Genomic DNA, 22193 nt, shown 5'->3' on the forward strand with positions numbered 1-22193 from the left:
ACTCATGTAACTAACTATAGTACACGAGGGCAGCAAAGTAAATAGTCAAATGCATAATCATCTTTTACTTTTCAAAAATTAAAACTGCTTCACTAAGATTAACTCGGATTCTTATCCCTTGCTTAACCCGTTGCTAAGCTAGCTCGTTGAATCATTGTGTTCTCACGGATGCCTTCTGCTTGGCTTGATTGAATTGATTAATAAGACCGTCTAACACTACGGACTGCTGAATAACTTCTGGGTGCAGCAGATTCCCATATTTCATCTCAATGGCGTACAGTAATTCCCTAGCCGATTCAATCTGGACGATCAACGCAGTATGTTCCATAGTGTCCCCTCCTTTTGTCATATTTTAGCTGATTATGTCAATCGGTAGGACTATAGTCATATGACATTACTAATTTTTCCAAACTAAAAAGCCCCTGAATAGGCTTCAGAGGCGTCTTCTAATTTTGTTATGTGCTAGGTACCAAATCCATGATCAGCAGGTCTCGCTATTGAGGGGCTTGGAGCTTCGTTTCCAGAGACAGGCTCAGGAGCAGGAATTACGATACTTACCCAAATGCTACATGTGGCTATCAGCAAAGCCAACGTTCTCTTCATTGAGTTTCTGCACCTCACTAATTATATTTTTGTACTGCTGTTTAGCGGTGTCTGTCGCAAAATCCCTGTATTGCTCAAACAGCCCGACACCTCTAAGCATAGCTCTACCACTACAAATTTCAAGTGAAAATTTCAGACTATTTATGACAAATTCAATACCTTTATGGAACTCATCTTTCTTCAGATAATATGCTCCCAAGTCAGCTAAAAGACGTACATATCGATCATCAGTGACTTGTTTGCTGACCTTTCCAATTCGGTTACTCTGTTCCTGGTATGTGAAGTAAGATTTGTATTGCTCCAACACAAAATCGATATTTCCGTTATATCGATTGGCTGCTGTAACGATATCGCACAATGCTGGAAATATCTCATTCTCTCGTGTTGATATATAGTTCAAATAATCAGGCAATACTTCGAACTGCCCTGCCATCAAGCGGTAGATATAACGATTCCCCACAGCCCATTCCTGAAACTGAGTGATGACTAGCGCCTCTTCCTCGTTACACTCTTTCACCCAATTATTCACCGCATAGAGTGACACATACTCGAGTGCTTGATCATAATCTTTGAGCTGATAACAGGCACTACCTGCTGCTAGATATGAATATAAGATATAAAATATGATGGGGCGTTTGGTTTCTTCCGGCTTCTTCCTACCATTCAATTCATAATGAATTGTCGCTTTCACTCTTAACTTTTCAGATAGCTCTTGTACCTTATTCCAACGATGTAGTGCACCAAATGCATTAATAAGCTCATTCAAGGCATCCAACTGATATCGTTCATCCAGTCGATCTACATAGTATTCAAACTGTGCTGCGATGATCAGATTCCGTTGCTGATCCTTGGACAGACCTAGCTTGAACAGGCGGTATTGGCATAAGGCTAACCGCTCCGAGTGCTGCATTTTCTCACTCTCGGCAATCGTTTCGTATAAAAGGATCGCAGGTTCGTGTTTGCCATCACGGTAGAATTCTTCTGCCACTTCAAACAACAAGGGAATATAGGATAGATTATCCATCATTAAGCGGATAACCTCTTCAATACAATTTAATTTATTCAAATCGGCACAACGATGGAGGAATGGCCCTAGTCTCCGCCAGTCAGGAGTCGCATGCACAAAACACTCATCTATGTATAGTTCATAGAAGTGACCTTCTTCTAATCCCATAGCCGCAGTAATTCGATCCAATTGCTGCATAGCAATCGGGCGATTTTTATTAAGAATGTTACTCAGCGTACCTGAATTGATGCCTGATGTGTCTGAAAAGAAGCTAATAGACCTCTGCTCACGCTTAAGATAACTCTCCAAATGATCGCGTATCGTGGTTGTGGACTCCAAACGAACACCACCCTCCAAAATAAAAAAACATAAACGAATGAATCCGCTTCATCACGTTGATGAAATGAATTCCAGATTAATGATATTTTTAAAGTAATTATATGTATTTATTAAGTAGGGGTCAATAAAATAATTTGAACTAATTTGTATTAATTACAATTTAATCCTTTTCTATCGCAATCGTATTCCTTCGATTTTATGCAATAAAAGCTTCAGCCTGATAACCTGAACAGCATAAAAACACGAGCGAAGATCCACCCGTGTTTTCATGACCATTTCTAAGAGAACCTACTCCATTGTCGCTAGACTTATGGCAGTACATTCCCAGCAGCACGATAGATGTCGTACCATTCTTGACGAGTAAGATGTACATCCGACGCTTTAACACAGTCTTGCAAACGTTCAAGGTTCATCGTACCTGTCACGGGCTGCATCTGTGCCGGATGACGCAGCAACCAAGCGATTGCAATCGTTGTGTTGCTCACATCATATTTCGCTGCAATCTCGTCGATCTTCGCGTTCAGCTCAGGGAACTTGTCGCTACCCAAGAAAACACCTTCGAAGAATCCGTATTGGAAAGGAGACCATGGCTGAATCGTGATATCATGCAAGCGGCAATAATCCAAGATACTGCCATCACGGTTAATTGCAGCTTCGTTCTCCATGTTCACATTGATTCCACTGTCAATCATCGTTGTATTCGTAATGCTCATCTGGAGCTGATTAGCGACCAGTGGCTGTTTAACATATTTTTTGAGCAGTTCAATCTGGTTCGGATTCTGGTTAGATACGCCGAAGTGACGAACTTTACCTTCGCGCTCCAACAGGTCAAAGGCTTCTGCCACCTCTTCCGGCTCAACAAGTGCATCCGGACGGTGCAACAATAGTACATCCAAATAGTCCGTTTTTAGACGCTGCAGGATACCATCGACTGAATTCAAGATATGCTCTTTCGAGAAATCAAACATCCCCTTGCGAATCCCGCATTTGGATTGCAGGATGATGTTCTCCCGAACTTGAGGGCTCATCTGCACAGCCTCTGCAAAGATCTCCTCACATTTTCCAGTTCCATAAATGTCGGCGTGATCGAAGAAATTCGCTCCAATCTCCATTGCAGAACGAACAAAATGCTCCGCTTCTTTACCATCTAATGTATTAATCCGCATGCAGCCAACCGCTACAACCGGTACCTCCAGCGAGCTACTGCCAAGTTTAATTGTTCTCAAGATGATTACCCTCCATATTCGGATATTTTGTGTAATTGTATTGCTACAATCATCGTTGATGGTACTTGTCTTCCGTCTATGATTGTGACATACATCTGCAATCGGTTTCAATGGGTTTTTCGAATTCTTGTATGGAAAAATGGCCGTTTGTGACTAACCATGACGCACCGCGCGGTTATTCTCTAATCTTCTTCGGCTTGTACTTCTTCTGGGACGATCACCTTCATATACTGAGGAAGAACTTGAATCTGGATGGGTAGTGATGGCCCTTCCTCTCCATCTACGTTGGTTCCAATTGGCTCATCAGATGTCACACGTACTTCTTTTGCAGTAAAATACTCCACATCTTTATGGTCTTTCAAGCTACCGAACAGTAAGGATGTGCCCAAAGTCAGTGTGTTAAGCATACTCATATTCCGGATCACAAAACAATGAATAACCCCATCATCCACCACCGCATCTGGAGACAGCTTCTCGAATCCACCGACGGAATTGGTTAGCGCAGCGAGGAATAAGGGAGAGTCGCCCTCCCAGATCTGACCGTCATGTTCAATGGTGAGCCGTTTCGCAGGGGTATTCACCAAGTCCTTCAGGCCTTCCTTCAGGTAGGCAAATGAACCCAGCTTTGATTTTTCTTCGGATGAAACAGAGGACAACGCTTCGGCTAGTGAACCTGCTGCTACAACATTGGCAAACAGACGTCCATTCATATTCCCGACATCCACCGCACGCACTTGATTCGAACTCAGCCCGCGAATAGCTTCTTCCGGATCAAGGGGGATATGAAGTGCTCGTGCAAAATCATTGACCGTACCCAAGGGTACGACGCCAAGCGTAGGACGGTGATCCTGATCCATCATGCCGTTAATCGTCTCATGCAGCGTCCCATCCCCTCCAATTGAAATAACGAGATCACATCTGTTTTTACATGCATCTAGACAGAAGTTGGTCGCATCTCCTTCTTGAGCCGTTTCGTTGATGACAACCTCATACTGCTGTGATACCAAAATTCTCTTGACCTGGGATACATACTGCTGAGCCTGTTCTTTACCGGACGATGGATTACTGATAATCATGGCTTGACGCATACTCGCACCTTCTCCTCCAAATGGGTATTTACCTATCTTTACCCCTTCTTAACGGGCATTGAATTACGATGGAAGCGGACAATTAAATTTTTTTGAGCAAAGTGGCTTAGAAGTGTGCAGTGTAAGGTACATTCATATAAAATAGAACTAGAGTTATTGGCTTATTCTGAATAAGGTGTTCCTTTTTTCATATGATGGGTTAATAACTAGGGATGTGTGCATCCTGATCTCTCTATATCATGACGATAAAGCTTGAACTACATAGAAGTTATACAAACGAATGGCGCATCATCAATTCATAGAATCGGAGGGAACCGTATTAATGAGAAGAGTGACTCTACTAGTTCTACTATTTATTCTAAGTATTGGCTCAGCCGGCCAGGCTTTGGCGTACCCAACCGGCGAATCAGGCAACAGACTTATTGAAGACCCTGCACTGGAAGATGGCTTGAAACTTATTTTGAACAAACCGCTGGATGCTCCCCTGACCGTAACCGATCTGCAGCAACTCACTGTCGTAGATCTGAGCAATGCAGGCATTCAAAGTATAGCAGGGCTTGAACAGGCGTCTAACCTGACGCATCTGCGACTATACGGTAACGAGATTGAGACGCTGACACCGCTAACGCATCTGACCCAGCTTCGAGAGATTGATGTACGGAACAATTACATTACATCTATTGATGCACTTGCAGATCTGAAGGATCTCGGACGACTCTTGATTAGCAACAATTCAATTTCTTCTATTGATGTTATTGATGAATTCACCCGGCTACATACGTTCTTTGCTAGTGGAAACCAGCTTACAGATATTACACCGCTGACGGATCTGTCTGATCTAACTTGGGTTGAGCTGGCTAACAATAAGATTGAAGATATCTCTCCACTTGCACATTCCACCAAGCTGCAGCAGTTAAATGTAGCGAACAATCGAATTCAGCATCTGGACGCTCTCGCTGATCTGCCTAACACCCTCCATAAACTCAATGTAGCGGGAAATGAAATTTCAGATCTGACGCCCATTGAACATATGACAGGAATACGGACGCTCGATATTAGCGGCAACCAGATCCAGCATCTACATGCTATTGCAGATATGCACCATCTAACCGAGCTGAACGCTGAATCGAACCAAATTTATGACCTAGAACCACTAGCGTCATTGACGCAGCTCAAGGCGCTCCAACTAGCCAATAATCGGGTGTGGGATCTAAGCCCAATTGCGGGGCTCTCTTTTACTCGGGCAGATACGACGAACACCATCACGGATATCAACGCTTCGGTATCCTTTGCTACGAATGTGCAGACCTCGGTTAACGAGAGTGAATCTGGGGGGCTGACGGTACAGAATAACTACTTGGATGTAACCAGCGGCAGTAACACGATGCGCTTGTTGAACCAGATGAATGTACGGGAGCAGAAACGAACCCCTCAAGGCAGCTTTCAACGCTTAGTTGAAGGTTCTACGACAGCTTATGTGGGGGATCAGGCATACGCCCTGGATGCAGCACCTTTCATTGATGAAGGTCGGACTTACGTTCCTTTACGCTTTATCTCAGAGCAGTTAAATGCCCATGTGGACTGGAATGCCGCAGCGCATGAGGTTACCATTACACAGAATGATCAGACCATTCATTGGAACGCTGATAACAAGCAGGTACGGGTTAATGATCAACTAATGATGAATGATGCACCTCTGTTAATGCGAAACGGAAAAGCCTTCGTCCCTGTGCGATTTATCTCTGAGCAACTGGATACAACTGTCGGCTACATTGCCAGCAGCAAAACGATCCTGATCTTCGAGAATAAGCAACCATTGGTCAGAGAACAGTCTCAGCCTTAAACGAACTCATATATATAACATTTTGGCTAAATGCCAAATTCGACGCTGAGATGCCGCCAAGCATCCTTCGTATTCAAAAGCGTACTATTTGAACAACTAAAAAGGCCTTCCCGGGTATCGTTCCTTAACCGTTAGTTGGAACCATACCAGGAAAGCCTTTTTTCAATTATTCGAAAAAATGAATACCTCCAACGGTCTGTCTATACTTATTCAATGGTAACCTTTAGACGACTTTCGGCTCCAACTATGCGACGGCTTAAGGGTTATTCGCTAGGTAGTTTCTCAGCCACTGCAAGGCCGGACGTTCCGTACCGTTGCTATTCACCAGGTGGGATCCATTCACCCACGTCTGTCCTTGATTATATCCCCACAGCGTAATGCCCTTCACGCCTGAATGCTTCCAGAGAATCGGGAATTTCTGCTGATAGCGTTGCAATTGCGTGTTGTCGTCACCCGTCATATCCAGCTCAGACACATAGATTGGCAACCCTGTTGCCGCCAGCTTGTTCAGAACAGTCGTCATGGTGCTAGTTGATACTGTATCCATATTGAAATAATGTCCTTGAATACCGATGCCATCGATCAGTCCTCTATTTTTCAAAAGGTTGATAATCTGGATATATTGGTCTGCTTTGTTCGGATCATTAATGATGCCATATTCGTTGATAAGTAACTTGGAATTAGGGAAGGCTTGTCTCGCCTGCTCGAAAGACCAGATCACCCAATCCCACCCGGTAGCTCCATCCCCACCAATCGCGTTGCGGTACGAAGGCTTCGCATGTAGCGGTTCATTCACCACGTCAACAAAAGCAGCTTTGGAATAGCGCTGACCTGCTGCCTTGATCCATTGGAGTACTTCCGCTTTCTGATCCGCAGCCGAGAGTCCACTAACCCAACCTGGCTCCTGACTTCCCCAGACAAGGGTATGGAATTTGAATGGGAAGCCATTATTATTCGCATAGTTATAAGCCAAGTCTGCCTGAGACCAGTTCATTGAATTCCGGGTTCCCTCTACAGCACCCCATTTGGTGGAGTTTTCCGGCGTCACCTGATTCCAGTAAGGACTGAAGTTGGAGGGAATGCTGCTTGCAATGATATTTCCAAGAAATTTACTTCCTTTTGCCAAACCAGCACTCACACTACCGACCGCTACGGACGTAGCCAATACACCTACTAATGCGAGCGTACCCACTGTCTTGAACCACTTGGATTTAAACATGTTTTTCCTCCTTGGTCATTTATTGTTAAGCGCTTACAAAATCATCTTACTGGATAAATTTGGTTTAAAATACCTACAAACTATACTATTTACTTCAATAAACATATCGTTTGCACTTATCGGTGATCAGGATCACCCTATCCTAATCGAACATAATTGTTACATACGGGTTTACATTCCCTTAATGTTTATCTAGTATAAAATGACACATATCTTTACATACACTAGATAACAAGGGAGATTACAACATGCGCAAATTTTCAACGAAAGGTTTCGCCGGATGGTCTTTATCATTCCTCTTATGTACCTCCATTTTGTTCGCTCCATTCACTTCAGCCCCGGCTGAAGCAGCCGAATCAGCAAAAGAAACTAAAATTACGTTGCTCGGCACATCCGATATTCATGGGCGTTTTATGCCATGGGACTACGCTCTCGACGGTCCAAACCCAACGGGAAGCATGACACAGCTCTATACCATCGTTAAAAAAGTTCGTGCTGAGAATCCTAACACGATTCTGCTTGATGCAGGAGATATGATTCAGGATAACTCTGCTGAGCTATTCAATGATCAACCGCAATCTCCCATGATGGTCGCAATGAACGAGATGAAATATGACGCATGGGTCATGGGCAATCATGAATTCAACTTTGGTCTGGATGTGTTGGAGAAGATTTCTTCCCAATTCAACGGACAACCTCTCGTAGGTAACATTTTCAAAGAAAACGGCGACCGCTACATGCCTGCTTATACGATTATTGAGAAGGATGGCATTAAAGTCGGTGTCATTGGAATGAACACACCGATGATTACTGAGTTTGAGAAAGGCACCGATCACTTAGATGGCATTATTGTTAAAGATCCTGTCGAAGAGACCAAAAAAGCCATTGCTGAGCTTAAAGGCAAAGTAGATGTCATGGTTGGACTTATGCATATGGGTCTCGACAACGAGAACGGCAATCCGGGAACCGGAGTAACTGACATCGCTAATGCGAACCCTGAGCTGGCGGCTATTTTTGCTGGACACATGCATACTCTAATTGAATCGCAAACGGTAAACGGCGTATTGATCTCCGAACCGAACAAATACGGATCACACATCTCACGAATCGACCTAACCTTTGAGAAAGACGGCGACAACGTTGTCTTGAAAAGCAAAGAAGCTCAGGCTCTCGCTGTAAAAGCAGCAGATGGTACCTACGAGGTATCTGATGCAGGGCTTGAAGAGACATTGCACCCGTTCCACGAGTTCGCTCGTGCAGATGCTAACATCGAGGTTGCTGAATTAAAAGGAACTAACCTGGTACCTGCCGATGAGATCAAAGGCATTCCTGCTGTGCAGGTCCAGGAGACCCCTTTATCCGACTTCTTCACTGAAGTCATGATCCATTACAGCGATGCCGATGTGGTTGCACACCAGATTGATAACGACAAAGCCAAGCTAGATATTGGCCCGATCAAGAAAAAAGACATCGCCTTCAACTATCAATATACCTTCGGTGAAGTCACTGTATATGAAGTCACGGGACGTGACCTGAAGGATTACATGGAGTGGTCTGTAGGATACTTTAACTCGACACGCCCAGGAGATGTAACGATTAGCTTTGATCCGAAGCGCCGTGCTTCCAAGTACAGTACGAATGATTTCTTCGGCGGCGTAACCTATGAGATTGATCTCACCAAGCCATACGGTAGCCGAATTACTAACCTCAAATACAGCAATGGTGAAGCAGTCAAAGAACAAGATACGCTTAAACTCGGCATGAATGCTTACCGGATGGAAGCGTTAATTGCGAAGGGCGGCGCACTGGAAGGGCGTACGTTCAAGCAGCTCTGGTCCTCTAAGGATGCTTCGGCATTCGGCGAGATTCAAGGTACCATTCGCAACCTGTCTATAGCCTACCTGAAAGATGTTATGAACGGTGTTTACGAACCGAAGATTCAGCACAATTGGACCATCACTGGTGTTGACCTCACTGCACCAGCACGTGCAGATGTTGTAGAGCTTATCAATGAGGGCGTAATGTCTGTGCCTAATACAGAAGATGGAAAATACACCAACATTGCCTCCATTAACATTCTGGATGCTGTGACGCAAGAAGAGATTGATGCCCTATCTGCCAAAGCAAACGTAGATGCAGCACAATTCTCAGGTGTAACAACCAAAGGTGAGTTCTATCAGAAGTTGAACGCAGCTCGTAAAGCAGCGGCTGGAAACGGTGAGGGTACACCTACACCTGCACCGGAGAAGCCTGTCACACCAACGAAACCGAAGCCAACACCAGAACCAGCTAAACCAGGCAAACCTGCTACTACACCAGGCTCAACGAAGCCTGATACGGTAAAAGACAACAAGGTTAAACAAGCCAAAGTAACCGCAGCTTACCTGAATGTTCGCGCTGGTGCTTCATCCCAAGCCAAGATTGTCACGACTGTACCTAAAGGAACCATTCTTGAGGTAATTAGCACAGAGAAGTATGGCTGGCTGAAAGTGAAATTGGATGGTCGCGTTGTCTATGTATACGGTAAATATGTAAGTATGTTGAAATAATCAAAAAAACTGCGCAATCTATTATATATTCATGCTGAATAGGCAACGAGGAGCGCTCTATCCTCCCACAAGACTCAATGTGCTAGAAAGCTAAAATCTCAGCAAGCATCCACGCAAACCTATCTTTTTAGCATATCCTATCGATAAAGACGATGGGAGGACTACTACGATGTTTAGTGTGTATATATTGCAAAGATGCAAATTAGGAGCTCATGTACGAATATATCTAAATTCCAAGTCTATTGAGGGAATCTATGCTGGCTTTGCCTTTGATTCAGTCGTGATCAATAAGAGTGATTCGCTTGTCTATGTCCATCCCCGCATGATTTCTGCTGTGCAGGTCATATTCCCAAGAAAAAAGAAGCGGAAAATCTAGTTTCCGCTTCTTCTTTTTGCTTCTCTTTCATGCGTTCTTTTTGTCTTGTCTTCTTTAGATAACGTCTATTGCTGTAATTTGATTGACTGGGAAATAAGCAGTCTCATTCACATTAACAAATCTATTAAGAATAAGCACTCCATTGTTCAGTCCGGCATATTTTCCGGTATGCGTTTGCCCTTGAAAGTGAACTCTAATATTAGCACCCAATCCCAGTTGTTTAATAATTGATACGATAGCATAGTTGTTGTACGAATTCCCGTTGTTGTATCCCATTAAAATCATCCTCCTTCTGTTTTATAGTTTCATAGTATTCTCTATAACTCTATCTTTCCTGTGCAGAGTTGCTAGGGAGGAGTGGATTTAATAGTATTGGTCACACTCCACTAGAGACAGTATCTAATAAATCAAAGGAGATCCTCTGCTTGAGCAGGGGATCTCCTTTCGTTTAATTTTTAACGATTACATCTGAATTACATCAAATATTCCGTTAACGCTCCAACATATCGAGTATAATAAGAAGGTATACGCAAATAGTACGGTGTAATGCTAATATGTAGTATTCAAAACTAATGCAAAAGAGGTTAATCATGAGCAAGCAACAATTTAGTGAGTTTCAGCTTGGAGAAGAAATTTTACGAGCACTGGACAGTCTGGGCTATGAGACAGCAACTGAGGTTCAGTCCAAAGTCATTCCAGTCGCCCTAGAGAATAAAGATCTGGTCGTCAAATCACAGACAGGTAGTGGTAAAACGGCTGCATACGGCATCCCGCTCTGTGAACAGGTCGATTGGAACGAGAATAAACCGCAAGCGTTGATTCTAACCCCTACCCGCGAGCTGGCATTGCAGGTTACCGAAGACATTACCAACATCGGCCGTTTCAAACGCATCAAGGCAACCGCACTATACGGACAATCGCCTTTTCATGTCCAGAAGGCTGAGTTAAAACAACGAACTCATGTCGCTGTAGGTACGCCTGGTCGGGTGTTGGACCATATCGAACGCGGAACACTGCCACTGGATCGAATCGCCTATCTGGTCATTGATGAAGCCGATGAGATGTTGAATATGGGCTTCATTGAGACGGTGGGGGCTATTATTCAGGCATTGCCTCAGGAACGTGTAACGATGCTCTTCTCCGCGACCTTCCCAGAAGATGTAGCCAATCTATCCCGTAAATACATGAAGGGCCCGGTGGAGATTGAGATCAAGGCAAGCGGACTGACAACTGCCACGATTGAACATGCGGTTATTCATACTTCTGAAGTGAACAAAACGGCGCTGTTGCAAGACTTATTCATCGTGGAGAACCCGGATAGCTGTATCGTATTCTGCCGCACGCAGGAGAATGTAGACAAGCTGTTCCGCGTGATGGCTGACCTCGACTATCCAGCAGATCGCATCCATGGCGGCATGGAGCAGGACGAGCGAATTGAGGTCATGAATGCCTTCCGACGTGGACAATTCCGTTATTTAGTTGCGACGGATGTAGCTGCTCGGGGTATCGACATTACCAATATCACACATGTAATCAACTACGATATTCCGCTCGAAAAGGAAAGCTATGTTCACCGTACAGGCCGTACTGGGCGTGCAGGTCAGACGGGTAAAGCCTTTACCTTCATCACGCCGAAGGATGGCAGACGCCTTGCTGAGATTGAATCCTATATCGGATTCGAGATCCCGGTGATTAAGGCTCCATCTGAAGATGCGGTAGATCGCCGCAGAGAAGAATTCGAGAAGCGGCTTAAGATTGTACCTGAGCGCAAAAAGGACAAACGCGAACAATTGAATCAGCAGATTATGAAGCTGAACTTCAATGGGGGCAAGAAGAAGAAACTTCGTGCTGTTGACTTCGTCGGAACCATCGCCAAGCTTGAAGGCGTGGGTGCAGACGATATTGGCATCATTACCATTCAGGATAACGTAACAGATGTGGAGATTCTGAACGGCAAAGGGCCACTTGTGCTTGAAATGATGCAAAATACAACGATCAAAAAGATGCAGCTCAAGGTTCGTAAGGGCAAGAAGTAAAATAGTAACCGTGTAGAATAGATACAAAACCATATAGGGATAGCGGGCTTGATACCAAGCCTGCTATCCCTATTGTCATGTGATGGTGATATGGAATTGCGTTATATAGCTGGTGATGCAGTGTTATATGTACCCGTCTCCGTTAAATCGAGTTTAGTATGCATTATTGTAAATACAATGCCGCTATCTCTGCCATTGGACAACACCTTCAGCCCATGCCCGCTCGTCCTGCTCGTTCTAAATAAAATGTCGCTTTGTTCATTAATGGATGTATTGTTCACTTGTCATCGAGTTTAGCCCAACTAGAATATAATTGAAAGCGCTATATTGATCTTTATTCTATCGGGAGGTGTATGTAATGGGTAAAAGGCAAGCTGTCTGGTGTCTAGTCTTAGCACTCACGTTCACCCTGTTTGGTCTTCATCCAGAACGAACAAGTGCAGCAAGTGTCACGATAACCAACGGAACCGACTGGCTGGATACGGCGGACAATCCCATCCATGCCAACAGCGGCAACATTCTGCAGGTAGGCTCGACGTATTATCTGTATGGTGAACATGCAGTAGGCGGCAAGTTCGACAGTGTTAACGTCTACACCTCCACGGATCTGAAGAATTGGACATTTAGCAATGCGATCCTGACGAAGGATTCTGCAACGGAATTGGCATCCAGCAAAATCGAACGTCCCAAAGTCATCTATAACGCCGCCACCTCCCAATATGTGCTATGGGCACATTATGAGAACGGAACGGATTACAACCTTGGGCGTGTAGCGGTAGCGACAAGTAGTACACCGAATGGAAAATTTTCGTATGAGGGCAGTTTCCGCCCACTCGATTATGAATCCCGTGACATGACCGTATTCGTAGATACGGATGGCACAGGTTATCTGGTTACTGCTTCCCGTAAGAATGGCGGGGCTAATGATACGATGGCCATTTTCAAAATGAATGCGAGCTACACCGGAATTCAATCCTTCGAAGGCTGGCTATTCGAGAATGCCTATCGCGAGGCACCTGCCGTTGTGAAAAAAGGAAACCGTTATTACCTCTTCACCTCCCAAGCCGCGGGCTGGTATCCGAATCAAGGAGCTTACGCCACAGCGACGTCTATGACAGGGCCATGGACTTCCCTTACACCATATGGCAATCCATCGGCCTTCGGCTCGCAGATCCATGATATCGCCACAATTACAGGCAGCAGTACAACATCGTATATCTATATGGCAGACCGCTGGAATCCAATGAACCTCGGAGAACACAAGCATATCTGGCTGCCGCTAACCTTGAATGATTCGAACGGAACGGCATCGCTGGAGTGGTACACCACATGGAACATTGATGCAGCTACAGGCACAGTAACCCCACCCGCTCTGGTCAATCATGCTCAAGGCAAAACGGCTACTGCCAGTTCGACAGCCTCCGGTTCATCTGCATCCAACGTCAATGACGGTAACTACCAGACTTCATGGGTAGCTTCATCCAACAGTTGGCCGGCGTGGTGGCAGGTGGATTTCGGCGCTCCGAAGACCATCACGGAGATCGACACGTCTTGGTTTATGTATAAAGGCTCTGAAGGGTATTACAAATATAAAATCGAGATCAGTAACGATGGTATTAATTATGCTTCACTAGATCGCACCAACAACCTGACCTATGGTTTCACGACTGATGCGGTGCATTTCACTGCTCGTTATGTACGAATTAATATGGTGAATGCCGTCTTATGGAACAATCCTGGCAACTGGTATACGCCAACCTTACACGAGGTCAAAATGTTGGGACCTGCTACCCCTGAAACCACCGGGTACAGCCGTTCAGTTCACACAACTATCCGGACCGATATATCCGTCATGCGAATTATACAGCTCGTGTGGATGCCAACGTCTTACCGGTACTGGACTCCCAGTTCCGTGTTATACCTGGCCTTGCTAGCTCCACAGGAATCTCGCTGGAGTCCGTCAACTTCCCTGGCTACTTCTTAAAGCGTAATGCCAGCAACAAAATTGTGCTTGAAGCTTATACCAATACCGCCGCCTATAAGGGAGATGCCACGTTCCTAAGCAGCCCCGGCTGGGCGGATAACAGCAAAGTGTCGTTACAATCCTACAGTCAGCCCGGATATTACATCCGGCACTATGATTATGTACTGCAACTCGATGCCATCAATGCATCCAGCAGTTCCACCGTGAAGAGTGATGCCACGTTTACCCGCACGAACTTCTAGCCGTTTAGCGGTATATCGTATTTAGAGATACATCCGTAGCATACAAAGATCATTATGCTCACATGAGATACACGGAGCAACCATCTACACTTTGCCGAAAAAAGGTTTCTAATCAGGCACACCGCCTGAAAAGGAGCCTTTTTTTCTCTGCGCTTCACCCGCTATGAGATGTGATTCTACAACTCGTTCTCATAACGTGAACGCTGGTGTAATCATGGCGTAATCGCCACCCAAGCAATCGGCCGGGGCACCACTGAACCAATCATTAATTTATACATTTCATCAACCGTGATATCACCTGCTGCAAATTTATGTGGATGACCCTTTCCCAATTACACTCACCCTTTCTTCCCTTTCCCTAAGCATATCCTTCGGTTTACAAAGCTTGATGGGACAAATATAGTTTGTATAAGAATATACACTTGTCTATTATAAAAAAAGTACGCACTTTAAAGTGCGTACCTCTATCCAACCATAGAATTATCTTAGATAAGTCTAGATGGTTCTAACTTCATTTAAAATCTATTTTGGAGCATAGCAAACTCTAGTCCGAGTTACTGTGCGTATCCTGCAATAAAAAGGTGTGAATGCATGTCAACCTATCAAGTCATTCCGATGATCTATCATTCCAAGGAACAGATTGAGGCAATTATCTCGCTCGAACAACAATGTAAACAACTGGATTCCGAACATCTTAAGGCAGATCTTGATCATATCAGCAAAAAAGACGGAGACCACGCGCTCCTCTGTTATCGCGACAGCGAATTGGTTGGACTCCTCAGTTGGTATGCTTCAGACGCTGAGACCGGAAGTATAAATGCCATCTTACATCCAGAGCATCGTCGCCAAGGTGTGTTCTCTAGCTTACTGAAGCAAGCCATTCTCGACATGACACCACAGGGTATACATCAGCTCAGCTACCGTATTCCTCAGGGTTTATCTCCAGGAATCCACACGGCTGAATCACTCGGAGCAGTGTATGATCGTGCGGAGTACGTCATGCAGCTTGTGACTGAGATCTCTCCTATGGATGAGCTGCCCAAACTTACTTTGCGTGTAGCAGAAGCTCAAGATTGGGATTTTATGATCACCTGCTCATCCCAAGCCTTCGGTGATTCAGAGAGCTGGACTCGTGAATATTTTATGCAAACGAATGAACCTAACCGAGTAACCTATATCGCTTATCAGGCTCAACAACCTGTAGGATTGGTAAGGGTCAACTCCATCAATGCCACAACTGCATTTATTCATAACTTCTGTATCTTACCTGCTTATCAGGGTCGAAAGCTGGGACGTGCTGTGCTTACCATTCTGTCCGATCTCTTGAAGAAGCAAGAGTATACGGACATTCGACTGTCTGTTGTTACGGAGAATGAGCGCGCTTTGAATCTGTATCGAAGTGTTGGTTTTGAAGTGAATACCGAGTATCACTATTATAGGGGCAGCTTGCTATAGATAGTTCAGAGAGACCCATCTCCGTTAGGGAGGCAGGTCTCTTTTAAGTATAGGCTTCCACCCCAAGGTACACATTCCAGATTACAAGAATTACACTTAGACATATAGCGAAGCCAATATTCCATTTCGTTCTCACGCGGAACGCGGTGTACCCCATCAGCGCAATCATGACCACACTGAAGATGAGGACTGAAACGTTGTTCCGAAAGATGGCTATCATGATAAGCAAAATGAAGGTAATGATCGTTGTCACCTTATTCAAATTCACCCTTCTCATCTCCTTTAACAATATGTTGTATCACTTATAATAATTTACATTTGTTAACAATAATCCATAACTTTATGATCTTACTGAGAAAATGAGGACGAGTTGTCACAACGTTCTCTTCACAGATATTGCTTTAGACTTTTCTCCAGCATACTTCGTACCATTTGCTTCAATTCTACTGGAGCCACAACCTTCACTTCTGGTCCATACGCCAGCAACCCACGCGCTGTATATGGCAGCTCATCTACGGGAATCGCACCTTTCCATTCCTTATCCTGCACAGACTTAAATACGACATCAGACGAAGCTTGCCTTACACCCGCATCAGTGAAATGTAGCACGACCTCCACACGTTCACGTTCATCCTCCGTACGCAGCCAATCATGCAGGTTCGGGATAGATTCATCCGTTCCATCCGTAATCTGAAGATCACTCATGCGATCCACACGATATAGCAGCACTCTCTCCTTATGGCGTGCAGGCATGTACCAGTACCCACGATCATAATAAATGCCGATTGGAAAGACCTCTACTGTTTTCTGTCCATTACGGGAAGAATACTGGAAGGTAACACCTCTCTTCTCCACCGCTGCGTCCAACATTGTAGTTGTCATTGGCTGAGCATGCGTCGATGCATGTGGCTGAAGAAAGGTAATATGTTCTCTCATTCGCATCACGAGATCCTGTACATCCTGCGGCAGACTCGAAAAGTACTGCTCTGCCAGATGTTCTCGCACCGATCCATAAGGAAAGTCTGGTACTTTCTCCAAATATTCAAGCATTAGAAATAAACCTAATGCCTCGTTCTGATTGAGCTGGAGGGGTGGCAACAAGCGATTTGGTAAAACCTGGTACCCTCCTTGTACACCTACCTCCGTATATAGAGGAAAGCCCATCGACTGCAACGCATCCAGGTCACGTTGAATCGTACGAATAGATACTTGGAACCGCTCAGCCAGCTCGCGAGCCGTAAATTTCCGCCTAGAATCCATTAGTCTCATGATGGCAAGTTTGCGATTATTCATCATTTCCCACCTTTAATTACGTCAACTTTTGTCATAGTTAAAGTGTATCATAACGTTAAGAAGAAGGGAGCGATGCATATGTCAGATACTAAGGTTATCTTGTATGTTGCAATGAGTATGGATGGATATATCGCAAGACCAGATGGTTCTGTAGATTGGCTGATGGATGTGGAGGGAGATGGAGGTGACAACGGATACGCAGCATTTTATCAAGACATCGGTTCCGTTGTCATGGGACGTGACACCTATGAGGTGGTGCTCACGCTAGCTGAGGATTTTATGTATGCTGATCGTCCAACATATGTCATGTCCCGTTCCAAGCAGCCGCCAGCTCCACACGTTGAATTTACAGATGAGCCAGTGGAACAGTTAATTACTCGACTTAAGGCTTCTACAACAGGGCATATATGGATTGTTGGCGGTGGGAAGCTAGTTCAATCGGTGCTGGAGCAGCATCTATTGGATGAGATCGAAGTCGCGATTATTCCGAAAATTCTGGGTGAAGGCATTCCGTTATTCCCCAAAGGCACGGTACCGAGTCTGTGGAAGACCATCGAGACGAAGACACTCGGGCAGATCATTGCAATCCGCTATGAGGCAGAACAATTATAGGCTTAATGCGTGCTTAGGCGTTCAAAGTCATCGGATTACTACGCCAAATCACTAAAAATTGCGTCCTACTATGGATACAAAAAAATTTCATAACCAATGCAATGCAAATAAGCCCACTGCTTAATGCTGCGGGCTTGTTTTCATTCGTTTCGTATCGTTAGAAGAGAACTCTGGCCTCGTGTCTAACGCTTTTCCTTTGCCATAATTGGTTCTGTATTCTAGGAATGGTGCTGCAGTATGCCTCTCAGATGCTCCGTTAAGGTTTCAGCTGCCCGCTTATGGGATAACATCCCCGGATGAGTTCTGGCACCTACCGTCTCACTCGTTGTATTCGGCAGTTGAATGACCGACACACTTCGGTCGCCCGTTTCCTTCATGTAGATATCCACCGCGCGATATATAGCAGGCATCATCGGAAATCCAAGCATGCCGTACGCCCAGACGATGTGTGCCTTAGTGTTATTTTTCCGCAACTGAATTAAGAATTGGTATGCTGCTTGCTCGAACTTAGCCACGTCTTCTTCATGGTACGTCCCATCGGCATTCAATCGTTGTTTATACGTGACCCCTGTGTTCGGATCTGTCCACTCTGGTGTCTGGAAGGCACCGCCATCATTGCTGCCTAAATTCACGACCACCACATCCGGCTGCCATGCATTGAAGTCATGCGGGTTATGCGCCCCCAGTGCTTCGTTCATCTCCCCCGTTAATAGACCGCACACCTGATCATAGTACTGTGGAATGTTGGCGCTCGGATTGTTGTCCCAGCTCGTCATAACGCCCCAGCCGCTCTGCGAGATGACGCGATAATCTGCGTGAAGAGCCTCTGCTGTCATGGCCGTATAATTTTGAATCGCGCTGAACCACATCGGAATCCAATCTTCCTCAGCCTGAGCGCCGATGGCACCTTCGCCTGATGTGATACTATCCCCAATAAACTCCACTTTATAAGGTCTATCCTCCACCAACTGGAATGCACCATCCGATTTCAGCGCATGAATCTGTAATACGCATCCAGGATCCCCACTCATGGCTTGGGTGTCTTTTACGATTCGGACGTTTTTGGTAACGCTTTCGTTCATTCCTCTGAAAATACACACCCAGTACCTTCCATGCACCAGCATCTGGCGGCTTACCACTACGTCGTTAATTAGAACACTGATCCATGGTTCACATACATCATATTTGGAATCAACCTCTATCCATAGCTCTGTCCCGGTCACATTCAGCTCCACTGCGCTACCTGTCCAAAACAACGTTAGCGGCGACCTGCTCTCCGTCGTTCTCCCATGAACCTTCAACTGAGCAACATCGGGTAATGCATAGTGCTTTAACTTATTGTTTTCCATTATCACACAATCCCTCCTCTTGGATTTTTTGCGCCACAGCAGAATTTCCCATCTCTTATGTAGATCTATTATTATCCTATATGCAAAAGGTATTACACGTTAAGCACAGCTCTGAACGGGGCATGGCCTGTGTCTGCATTCCGTAGCAACGTTGGTTTCCTTAACCTCAGGCTGGATTTGAGTTTGAAAATTGCTTTGGCTCCGTCCATCTTCACAAACGATACATCAATCCAGATCGGTACAAAAGGTGCTTTCCATGCAAGCAGATCCACGACATGTTGAAGTGAAAATTGTCTGCCTTCCACATTTTTCTTCGCCAGTATCCACAATCGCATCATGTCATCCGCTCCGTCAAGTGGTTTGCCAGGTTCCTCAACAGCTTCAACAATAAATGCAACTTCTTCATAGTGCAATTCTTCGTTATCTTGGATTTCCTTGATGGCACTTTCTAAGTTAACCGTGAATATGTCTTTGTTCATCTGTGTGACTCTGGCCATAAGCAGCCCCCTTCCAACTCCAATATGCTCATCATACCAAAAACACCCAGACAACTATACCAAGTTTGTTACTACAGCTAAATGAGCCAACACAAAAAAAGACCGACCCGCTAATTAGCAGGTTCAGCCGCCATTTAATTTCTCAACCGTCTCCATGTAGAACACATGCAGGAACTTCTTAATGTTGACCTTACCTTTATCACCAGGCTGATCCTCTTCCATCGCCCGCATCTTCATCCGAACATCCTGAAAGTCAAAGTAGAGCGGTGCATAGTGCTCAAACTTGTGATTGCTATAATCGGTCAGACCGATCGAAGCCATATTCGTCAACGCCGCATTAACCGTTCGCCGGATGCGCTGTTCCATAGCCTTGCTTTCTTTCTCCACCTCTTTGGCTGTCGGCTTATACGTCTGGGCAACAGCTTCGTACATTTCCTTGAGTGAGGGCCACTCTACAGCCTGTTTCTGTTCAATGACATATTCCATCAATGCGATAACATCCTTGCTGCCACTCTCACCCAGAATACCTAGATCCATCAGTATGACTCTCGATATATCACGAACAGTGCGTCCTTTCGCGATAGGGGGTGTCTCCACAATATTAAATTTGGTGAGAGACTGCTGGATCTCAAGCACATAACGCTCATATTTCCACTGCTCATTCACCCTTTTGAGCACATGCTCGACTTCCACACGATTAATGGGCTTGTGGATGAAGAACTCAATCCCTTGCTGGTAAGCTGCACCTACCATTTCTTTGTTATCTACCTGTGAGATCATAATAAACTTACCTGCGAAGCCAAGTGCCTTGAGCCTTGCAACGGTCTCAATGCCATCCTGATCAGGCATTAGCAGATCAATAAGCACAACATCGGGTCTCAGATTTATGATCATCTGCTCCCCTTCGATGCCCCCCTCTGCCGTGCCTACCAGTTCACCTGCTCCACATTCCTCAATAATATCCTGTAACATACTTCTGCTTACGATATCATCATCAACGATCAGAATAGAAAGCGTCATCGACCCCGGCCTCCTTTACCAAACTCACTTTTGGAATGCACACGACAAATTTAGAGCCCGTACCACTTTGAGGCACTCCTACCGTAATCGTACCTTCCAAGGATTGCACAATATCACGCACATGAGATAGACCGATGCCTGTTGCAGCAATCCCTACCTCATTGTATTTGGTCGTATACCCCGGTTCAAAAATAATCTGCCGCTTTGATTCTGGAATTCCTTTGCCTGAGTCCGTAACCTCAAAAACCACATCCATCTCCTGTTCGTACACATGAATCTGAATGGTTCCTTGCGTCTCAATCGACTCTACTGCATTCGCAACCAGGTTGTTCATCACGGTGAGTAGAGGAATACAATATGGAGATTCACAATCGAATTGCTGTTGCTTCTCAATCATAATCTGTTTATTCAACATCTCCGCATATTTCCGATTGCCCTTGGCAGCGAAGTGCAGCATTTCGGATAATTGAAGATGAACTGCCTTTTCACTATCATACACCTTGAGCAGACCTGCCAAAATACGCTGAGAATCCTTCTTCACCTCATGGATCTGCTGTGCGATGCCCAGCGTCCGTTGACTATATTCATTCATCTCATTTTCTCGCAGATCCCGATACAGCTCATAACTATCCGCCGTAATGCCTTCGATAGTATTCATCGCCTTCTTCAGATAGAAGGCTTCACCATATAACCCTGAGTTCACACTCATCATCTGTTCCATCCGCTTCTCCTGTTCAGCATGAAGAAGCCGCATCTGCCTTACCGCGAAGCTGTTATATAACCCAATAACGAAGTAGCTTCGCAGAGCTCCAACAATCAACAAATACAACCATTCCTTCATATAAAAAATGTTCGTACCGTTAAATATCCCGCGCAGCAGAAGCTCCGTCAGATTGGAAGAGAAGTCCATGATCGTAATCATTCCACCTAGAACCAGTGGCTGGAACTCATGAAATCTATGTTTAATCTTACTTAAGCCATAAGCGAATACAACGTAGTACATGCCTGCGCCTACATTATCACGCATACTTTCTAAGATCGGCATCGTACTGACATGGCTCAGCAGATCTACAGATTGAAAGATCAGATTAGCAAGACCTGTCAGGATTCCTGTCTTCACATAAGATAAGTGGGGCATTATCATCAGCAAAAATAAAAAAATGCTGACACCTAAACCGATGCGAAAATAGTCTTCCCGAAAAGGATTAATCTTGAATTGTGCACCAATAGCAGTAGCCAAGGCGATGGCCGTCATTTGCACGTTTTCATTTCTGACCCAGTTACGCATCAATCTCCCACCTACTATTACAACGATTAGCGCTTAATGTTACACTCCGCGCTTCTAATGTTAAATATACTAACATATGGGACGTTCATTAGAAATAATTAAAATAAGGGAACCCACCTTCCAACCATCAAAAAAAGACCGAAAACAATGTATTCGGTCTTGGATATA

The 22193-nt window shown here is 44.9% G+C and carries 19 protein-coding genes; 7 read left to right on the forward strand and 12 right to left on the reverse strand.

The window, feature by feature from the left end:
• Window positions 1-151: 151 nt before the first annotated feature.
• The 4 genes from V6W81_RS28485 to V6W81_RS28500 form a co-directional block, all read right to left on the reverse strand.
• On the reverse strand, window positions 152-328 hold the full coding sequence (locus V6W81_RS28485; protein WP_145044943.1) for an aspartyl-phosphate phosphatase Spo0E family protein: 177 nt from the start codon (window positions 326-328) through the stop codon (window positions 152-154).
• A 237-nt stretch (window positions 329-565) separates the two neighbouring features.
• On the reverse strand, window positions 566-1948 hold the full coding sequence (locus V6W81_RS28490; protein WP_338541117.1) for a transcriptional regulator: 1383 nt from the start codon (window positions 1946-1948) through the stop codon (window positions 566-568).
• Window positions 1949-2256: 308 nt separating this feature from the next.
• Window positions 2257-3174, reverse strand: coding sequence for an aldo/keto reductase (locus V6W81_RS28495; protein WP_145044947.1), 918 nt, complete (start codon window positions 3172-3174; stop codon window positions 2257-2259).
• 182 nt (window positions 3175-3356) lie between these two features.
• Window positions 3357-4262: a diacylglycerol/lipid kinase family protein gene (locus V6W81_RS28500; RefSeq protein ID WP_145044948.1), complete on the reverse strand. Its 906-nt coding sequence runs from the start codon at window positions 4260-4262 to the stop codon at window positions 3357-3359.
• Between the two features lie 322 nt (window positions 4263-4584).
• Between V6W81_RS28500 and V6W81_RS28505 the strand changes: the two genes are divergently transcribed.
• Window positions 4585-6105, forward strand: coding sequence for a leucine-rich repeat domain-containing protein (locus tag V6W81_RS28505; protein WP_338541118.1), 1521 nt, complete (start codon window positions 4585-4587; stop codon window positions 6103-6105).
• A 256-nt stretch (window positions 6106-6361) separates the two neighbouring features.
• On the opposite strand, the gene V6W81_RS28510 is transcribed toward V6W81_RS28505, so the two are convergent.
• Entirely contained in the window at window positions 6362-7324 is a 963-nt protein-coding gene (locus tag V6W81_RS28510) for an endo-1,4-beta-xylanase (RefSeq protein WP_338541119.1), read from the reverse strand.
• 248 nt (window positions 7325-7572) lie between these two features.
• Between V6W81_RS28510 and V6W81_RS28515 the strand changes: the two genes are divergently transcribed.
• Entirely contained in the window at window positions 7573-9873 is a 2301-nt protein-coding gene (locus V6W81_RS28515; protein ID WP_338541120.1) for a 5'-nucleotidase C-terminal domain-containing protein, read from the forward strand.
• Window positions 9874-10303: 430 nt separating this feature from the next.
• Here V6W81_RS28515 and V6W81_RS28520 read toward each other — a convergent pair whose 3' ends face one another.
• Window positions 10304-10525 (reverse strand): hypothetical protein, encoded by a 222-nt coding sequence (locus V6W81_RS28520; protein WP_338541121.1) that lies wholly within the window; start codon window positions 10523-10525, stop codon window positions 10304-10306.
• A 314-nt stretch (window positions 10526-10839) separates the two neighbouring features.
• On the opposite strand from V6W81_RS28520, the gene V6W81_RS28525 reads away from it, so the two are divergent.
• The 4 genes from V6W81_RS28525 (at window position 10840) to V6W81_RS28540 (ending at window position 15966) form a co-directional block, all read left to right on the forward strand.
• Window positions 10840-12285 carry a DEAD/DEAH box helicase gene (locus V6W81_RS28525; protein WP_338541122.1) on the forward strand — a complete coding sequence of 482 codons (1446 nt, stop codon included), beginning with the start codon at window positions 10840-10842 and terminating at the stop codon, window positions 12283-12285.
• Between the two features lie 358 nt (window positions 12286-12643).
• On the forward strand, window positions 12644-14269 hold the full coding sequence (locus V6W81_RS28530; RefSeq protein ID WP_338541123.1) for a family 43 glycosylhydrolase: 1626 nt from the start codon (window positions 12644-12646) through the stop codon (window positions 14267-14269).
• A complete protein-coding gene (locus V6W81_RS28535; protein WP_338541124.1) occupies window positions 14158-14511 on the forward strand; it encodes an AbfB domain-containing protein in 354 nt (117 codons plus the stop codon). Before V6W81_RS28530 ends, V6W81_RS28535 begins: the two co-directional genes overlap by 112 nt.
• Window positions 14512-15102: 591 nt before the next feature.
• A complete protein-coding gene (locus V6W81_RS28540) occupies window positions 15103-15966 on the forward strand; it encodes a GNAT family N-acetyltransferase (protein ID WP_338541125.1) in 864 nt (287 codons plus the stop codon).
• Window positions 15967-16009: 43 nt separating this feature from the next.
• Here the strand turns inward: V6W81_RS28540 and V6W81_RS28545 are convergent, their stop codons facing one another.
• Both V6W81_RS28545 and V6W81_RS28550 read right to left on the reverse strand, forming a co-directional pair.
• Window positions 16010-16234 (reverse strand): hypothetical protein, encoded by a 225-nt coding sequence (locus tag V6W81_RS28545; RefSeq protein ID WP_338541126.1) that lies wholly within the window; start codon window positions 16232-16234, stop codon window positions 16010-16012.
• Window positions 16235-16353: 119 nt separating this feature from the next.
• Window positions 16354-17259, reverse strand: coding sequence for a helix-turn-helix transcriptional regulator (locus V6W81_RS28550; RefSeq protein ID WP_338541127.1), 906 nt, complete (start codon window positions 17257-17259; stop codon window positions 16354-16356).
• A 78-nt stretch (window positions 17260-17337) separates the two neighbouring features.
• Between V6W81_RS28550 and V6W81_RS28555 the strand changes: the two genes are divergently transcribed.
• Complete coding sequence (locus V6W81_RS28555) at window positions 17338-17871, forward strand: dihydrofolate reductase family protein (protein ID WP_338541128.1); 534 nt, start codon at window positions 17338-17340, stop codon at window positions 17869-17871.
• Window positions 17872-18089: 218 nt separating this feature from the next.
• On the opposite strand, the gene V6W81_RS28560 is transcribed toward V6W81_RS28555, so the two are convergent.
• From V6W81_RS28560 to V6W81_RS28575, 4 genes are all read right to left on the reverse strand, one after another.
• The gene (locus tag V6W81_RS28560) at window positions 18090-19223 is read right to left on the reverse strand and encodes a GDSL-type esterase/lipase family protein (RefSeq protein WP_430701407.1); all 1134 of its coding nucleotides are present in this window, start codon (window positions 19221-19223) and stop codon (window positions 18090-18092) included.
• 89 nt (window positions 19224-19312) lie between these two features.
• Entirely contained in the window at window positions 19313-19717 is a 405-nt protein-coding gene (locus V6W81_RS28565; RefSeq protein ID WP_338541130.1) for a hypothetical protein, read from the reverse strand.
• A gap of 123 nt (window positions 19718-19840) precedes the next feature.
• Window positions 19841-20737, reverse strand: a complete 897-nt coding sequence (locus V6W81_RS28570; RefSeq protein ID WP_056703079.1) for a response regulator — start codon at window positions 20735-20737, stop codon at window positions 19841-19843.
• A complete protein-coding gene (locus V6W81_RS28575) occupies window positions 20712-22025 on the reverse strand; it encodes a sensor histidine kinase (RefSeq protein WP_338541131.1) in 1314 nt (437 codons plus the stop codon). The genes V6W81_RS28570 and V6W81_RS28575 overlap by 26 nt, the downstream gene beginning before the upstream one ends.
• Window positions 22026-22193: the final 168 nt, after the last annotated feature.

This window comes from Paenibacillus tundrae (genome assembly GCF_036884255.1).
Lineage (GTDB): Bacteria > Bacillota > Bacilli > Paenibacillales > Paenibacillaceae > Paenibacillus.

Excerpts from the sequence above, each read along its gene's own strand:
- V6W81_RS28530 (WP_338541123.1), top strand. The coding sequence starts at position 12,644 with ATGGGTAAAAGGCAAGCTGTCTGGTGTCTAGTCTTAGCACTCACGTTC.
- V6W81_RS28525 (WP_338541122.1), top strand. The coding sequence starts at position 10,840 with ATGAGCAAGCAACAATTTAGTGAGTTTCAGCTTGGAGAAGAAATTTTA.
- V6W81_RS28540 (WP_338541125.1), top strand. The coding sequence starts at position 15,103 with ATGTCAACCTATCAAGTCATTCCGATGATCTATCATTCCAAGGAACAG.
- V6W81_RS28570 (WP_056703079.1), bottom strand. The coding sequence starts at position 20,737 with ATGACGCTTTCTATTCTGATCGTTGATGATGATATCGTAAGCAGAAGT.
- V6W81_RS28520 (WP_338541121.1), bottom strand. The coding sequence starts at position 10,525 with ATGGGATACAACAACGGGAATTCGTACAACAACTATGCTATCGTATCA.
- V6W81_RS28485 (WP_145044943.1), bottom strand. The coding sequence starts at position 328 with ATGGAACATACTGCGTTGATCGTCCAGATTGAATCGGCTAGGGAATTA.
- V6W81_RS28555 (WP_338541128.1), top strand. The coding sequence starts at position 17,338 with ATGTCAGATACTAAGGTTATCTTGTATGTTGCAATGAGTATGGATGGA.
- V6W81_RS28575 (WP_338541131.1), bottom strand. The coding sequence starts at position 22,025 with ATGCGTAACTGGGTCAGAAATGAAAACGTGCAAATGACGGCCATCGCC.
- V6W81_RS28505 (WP_338541118.1), top strand. The coding sequence starts at position 4,585 with ATGAGAAGAGTGACTCTACTAGTTCTACTATTTATTCTAAGTATTGGC.
- V6W81_RS28500 (WP_145044948.1), bottom strand. The coding sequence starts at position 4,262 with ATGCGTCAAGCCATGATTATCAGTAATCCATCGTCCGGTAAAGAACAG.
- V6W81_RS28565 (WP_338541130.1), bottom strand. The coding sequence starts at position 19,717 with ATGGCCAGAGTCACACAGATGAACAAAGACATATTCACGGTTAACTTA.
- V6W81_RS28515 (WP_338541120.1), top strand. The coding sequence starts at position 7,573 with ATGCGCAAATTTTCAACGAAAGGTTTCGCCGGATGGTCTTTATCATTC.
- V6W81_RS28510 (WP_338541119.1), bottom strand. The coding sequence starts at position 7,324 with ATGTTTAAATCCAAGTGGTTCAAGACAGTGGGTACGCTCGCATTAGTA.
- V6W81_RS28550 (WP_338541127.1), bottom strand. The coding sequence starts at position 17,259 with ATGAATAATCGCAAACTTGCCATCATGAGACTAATGGATTCTAGGCGG.